This is a genomic window from Candidatus Lokiarchaeota archaeon (assembly GCA_014730275.1).
GTDB lineage: Archaea > Asgardarchaeota > Thorarchaeia > Thorarchaeales > Thorarchaeaceae > WJIL01.
Genome location: WJIL01000012.1, coordinates 1 through 4276 on the forward strand (window position 1 = coordinate 1; position 4276 = coordinate 4276).

Genomic DNA, 4276 nt, shown 5'->3' on the forward strand with positions numbered 1-4276 from the left:
GAAGATAACCAGAACCAAAAGCTGAGGGCTTTAATTTTCAATAATTCATTAGGTTTAGCCTTGGTTGCGGTTTTTCTAAATTCTTCTCTTTATGAGAGATACAAGTTCACGATCCTAAAGAGGGTGTATCTATGTTATTCCAGATTGTGGACTAATCTATCTATGTCGTCGTTGGTGTTGTAGAAATGAGGAGACACTCGAAGACGCCCGTGTCTCACAGAACAGAAAATTCCCTCTGTTTTAAGCTCGTTTTGAAGGTTCTTCAGGTTTGATGGTTGACACGATACGATGGGGGAGTCGTGTTCATCGTCAAAATCATAGAAACTGATATCCTTTTTGTTGAGCTGTTCCTTCAAATAGGAAGCATTGTCTAACGCGGTTTCTTTTCTTGTCTTTGCAGGTATTTTAAGTAGAACATCGAGAGCTGCTGAAAACCCGGCGTAAGCAATGAGCGGGGGGGAGCCCCATTCAAACATACTGGCATCCTCTTTTGGCTGACGTTCCGTATAAGTGAAATCACGATGTCTCTTCACACTCCGCCAGCCGAGAAAAATAGGATTCAAATATTGCATAGTCTCATTCCGAATATATGCATAACCAGCTCCGATAGGTCCTGCAATCCATTTTGTGGCTTGACCGGCGGCGAAATCCACCTTAGCTTCGTCCAGATTGATATCAGCCCAACCCACGGATTGTATAATGTCTGCAACCAGAAAGCCGTCATTAGAATGCACTGCTTCTGCGAGAGGTCGCAAATCACTTCGATAACCACTACCGAACTGGGTATGACTCACCGCAACAACTCGTGTGTTGGAATCAATGAGCTTTCTGAACTTCTCAGTGGGGGCAGCTCCTCCCTTAGATTTCGCAATCCTCAGTTCCACATTGTATCGAGATGCTATGTTCTGCCATGGAATGTAATTCGAAGGAAACTCTAAGTCGCAAATTACTATATTAGATCCAGCCGGGTACTCGATGGAATGACCGAAAGCGTTGAGTGCAGCTGAAGTACTAGGAACAAAGGCGTATTCGGAAGCAGATCCTCCGAGTAGCGTAGACAATTTGGCCTTCACTGCATCATGAAGCTGCTGTGTATCTTCACTAGTCCAGTTTGCTTCGCTTCTGTTCTTCACAAGACGGTCAATGGCTTCCGCGACTGGTACTGAAGGAACACCCGTTGATGCTGTGTTGAGATACGTAATAGAAGAGAGTGTAGGCCATAGTTCTCTAACCAAGTCTTCATCCAGATGAGGCGTCATAGAGAGGTCCCGTTTCTCAATACTGATAAATCTCACTATAGGTAGCCTTCTTGGCCGTTCCGTTATCGGTTCCGAGCGGTGATCATCTGCTTATCAGTTTCGATGGCCCTTACGATTCTCAAAGTCAATATCTCCATTCATTTTGAGCGAGTGAATAGTAGCTGGCAATTCTTTTCTGGATTGTCTCCCAATTTCTTTAAGAGCCTGCAATTCTAAAGAAGAAAAGGTTTATGTCCTTGGAATAAGAAAATTCTCTTACAAGTAGGTTGGGTCCTTATGGAGAAATTATCAGAAAACGCGCGGACGCTGGAAGAGCATTTGCCAAAAGACCTTGAATATATAACAGACAGCACTCTAAGAAAACTGTCTGGCCTAAATGATCCAGAGTATTCTAGCGCAAAAAAGGAACTTGTCAGAAACGGATTGGCGAAGATTGGTCGTGGACGGGGTGGACCTATTAGAAGAGTCGGAACAGCTAAGCAACAGGTTCTATCGAAGCTGCCAAAAGACGGCTCGTTCATATCCAATCATAAGATATACGAATCTCTCGATTTATCTCCAGAGGAATTTTCCGAAATCCAGAAGGAATTAATTGACGAGGGAAGAATAATCGCAGGAAAGGGAAGATATGGCCGATCGGCCAGGGTGGCCGGTTTAACTCAACAAAGAAAATCCGAAGAGCGTGGCGAGCTCGGAGTAAATCACGTCAGCAGGCTGTACGGGCCTGTGAAGGATTACTTCGATAGTAAATGGAGACCTAATTATGAACCTTCACCGCCCAATCTATATATTTCAGAAATTACGGCCACTCAAGCGAAAAGGAATCGTTTACTGACTGTTCCCGATATATCGATTCTTACTATTATGAAATACGATTTTGTTCCAGGGAACCATCTCGAACTGATAACAATAGATGTCAAGAAACATAGTGACATAGGATTTACCGCTCTGTATGAAACAGCCTCACAGAGCCTGTACAGCCACAGATCCTACTTGGTCTTTGAATGGGTCAAAGACAAAGGATTCGAAAAGAATGGTCACATTGCAGAGAACATCCTACGAGAAGCGAAGCGATTCGGTGTAGGTCTCATCCAGATGCGGCCTATTGATGGTGAGGGATGGGATTTCAAAACCGTTCTTGAACCAAGATATAGTAAGCCTGAACCGGGTGAACTTAATTCGTTTATCGATCTGCGATTCAGAGAAGAGCATCCGAGAATCAGGGGTGCATTGGACTAATCTATTCTTGTTACTCGGATTATTCAATGTCTCTCAATTCCGCCCGGGGTACAAAATCGGGTATTCTATATTTAGGAGGGAGCAGACACGGAGGAAATCTACTAGCTGTTCCAGACGGCCTTGAAAGCTCTCATCAGATTTCCACCCATGATTCCAGCAATTTCTTTATCTGAATAGCCATTTTCAGATAGAGCAACAGGGATATTGGGGATTTCAGCTATGCTTTCAAGACCAGTAGGATATTTGAATGTAATATATTTGCCACCCAAATCTTGGCCTGCGCCCCATACACAGTTGTATCTCTCTTCTGGCCAGTTTTCTAGGAGATCGGGGCCAATACCCACATGTTCGGGCCCCGTCAAATCTACAATGTAGTTAATATGTTCAATCAGATTTGACAAGGACACTTTTTTGTCTTCACAAATGAGAGCAGGTAAACAGTGTACCCCTATGACGCCTCCTTTTTCACCGATTTGTTTGATAACATCATCATCAAGATTTCGCGGATGATCACAAAGGGATCTTGCATTAGAATTCGACGCGATTATGGGATCTGTTGATTCCTCCAGGACATTATGACAACCCTTCGGCGATAGTTGAGCAACGTCAATAACGATTCCAAGCCTATTCATCTCTCTGACCACTTCTAGCCCAAATTGGGTGAGTCCCCCCGGGTCTCTATCCATGCAACTATCAGATATCTGGTTTCTAACATTCGCCGTGAGGTGGATGCATCTGATACCTAGTCGATAGAACACCCTAAGCAGACCAAGGTCTTGCCCGATTGGACCTCCACCTTGAAGACAAAGGATTATTCCAAGCTTATCTGTAGATTTTGCTTGTTCAGCTTCATCAATCGTTCTGACAATCATCAAATTGTCATTACTTTCTTTGGCTTCCTCCAACATGCAGTCGACACCATTTAGAGCAGTACCCAGCTTGTCGGTATCCTTGGCCAATCTGCTAAGCGGGAAAGTGGAAAACATCCTTGTGTCTCCACCAACGTGATCGCATATTAAATCCACGCCTCCGGCTCTCAAGGTGGGGAGATGGCGTCTTTTCATAACCTCCGTCTCGCCCCTACTGCGTCTTTCAGCTACGTCAATCAAGTAGTCTGTATGAGCTAGCACTACATAATCATCATGTTTACCTGAACCCGCATTCTTGATATCTTCTTTCTTCAAAGTCATCACCTAATCCGCATATTCAAAAATCTTCATTACTCTTCATCACGGACTGTAAGCAAATCTGCAAGATTAGAAACATCACGCATCTTCTCGATGCCATTAACAGATTCTATTATTTCTCTTCCTTGCTCTTCATTTACAGCCGTATTAGCTAATGTGATAAACTTGCTTTCTACACCTTCTGTCGTCATTCTCTTGGGGTTGTGTACATAGTCACTTTCAAATCGAGTCTTGTCATCGAGCAAGACAATTGCTTGAGCTGCAAAACGGTAATCCAAGCCAAATGCATCCAGCTCAGGGTCAATTACCGTCTCCACTTTTCCGGCCATCTCTCTTAATGTTAGGTCCTCGATTCTTGCTGGAGTGAACTGATTTATGCCAACCTCGCCATCCACTATTTTCGCTGCAACAGAATACTCCATGCTCATTTGAGCTGATGAGATGTTATCATAATTTGTGCCAACATTGTTCTTCAGGGCTCCACGGGTGGTTCTGATTATTACTTTCTCGATTCCATTTGTATCCAAATCGTGTTCATCTACAACTTCGGACAACGCATCAAGCGCTGCGTGGAAACTTGTACATGTGGGA

General features: G+C 43.9%; 4 protein-coding genes. 1 reads left to right on the plus strand and 3 read right to left on the minus strand.

Features of this window, described 5'->3' with window-relative positions; all coding sequences use genetic code 11:
• Positions 1-134: 134 nt before the first annotated feature.
• Entirely contained in the window at positions 135-1295 is a 1161-nt protein-coding gene (locus GF309_01775; GenBank protein ID MBD3157493.1) for an aminotransferase class V-fold PLP-dependent enzyme, read from the minus strand.
• Between the two features lie 240 nt (positions 1296-1535).
• Between GF309_01775 and GF309_01780 the strand changes: the two genes are divergently transcribed.
• Positions 1536-2498, plus strand: a complete 963-nt coding sequence (locus tag GF309_01780; GenBank protein ID MBD3157494.1) for a hypothetical protein — start codon at positions 1536-1538, stop codon at positions 2496-2498.
• 101 nt (positions 2499-2599) lie between these two features.
• Here the strand turns inward: GF309_01780 and GF309_01785 are convergent, their stop codons facing one another.
• Positions 2600-3688, minus strand: coding sequence for a hypothetical protein (locus GF309_01785; protein MBD3157495.1), 1089 nt, complete (start codon positions 3686-3688; stop codon positions 2600-2602).
• Positions 3689-3717: 29 nt separating this feature from the next.
• Positions 3718-4276: hypothetical protein (locus tag GF309_01790; GenBank protein ID MBD3157496.1), on the minus strand; the 559-nt coding region annotated here is incomplete at its 5' end.

Excerpts from the sequence above, each read along its gene's own strand:
- GF309_01780 (MBD3157494.1), top strand. The coding sequence starts at position 1,536 with ATGGAGAAATTATCAGAAAACGCGCGGACGCTGGAAGAGCATTTGCCA.
- GF309_01785 (MBD3157495.1), bottom strand. The coding sequence starts at position 3,688 with ATGACTTTGAAGAAAGAAGATATCAAGAATGCGGGTTCAGGTAAACAT.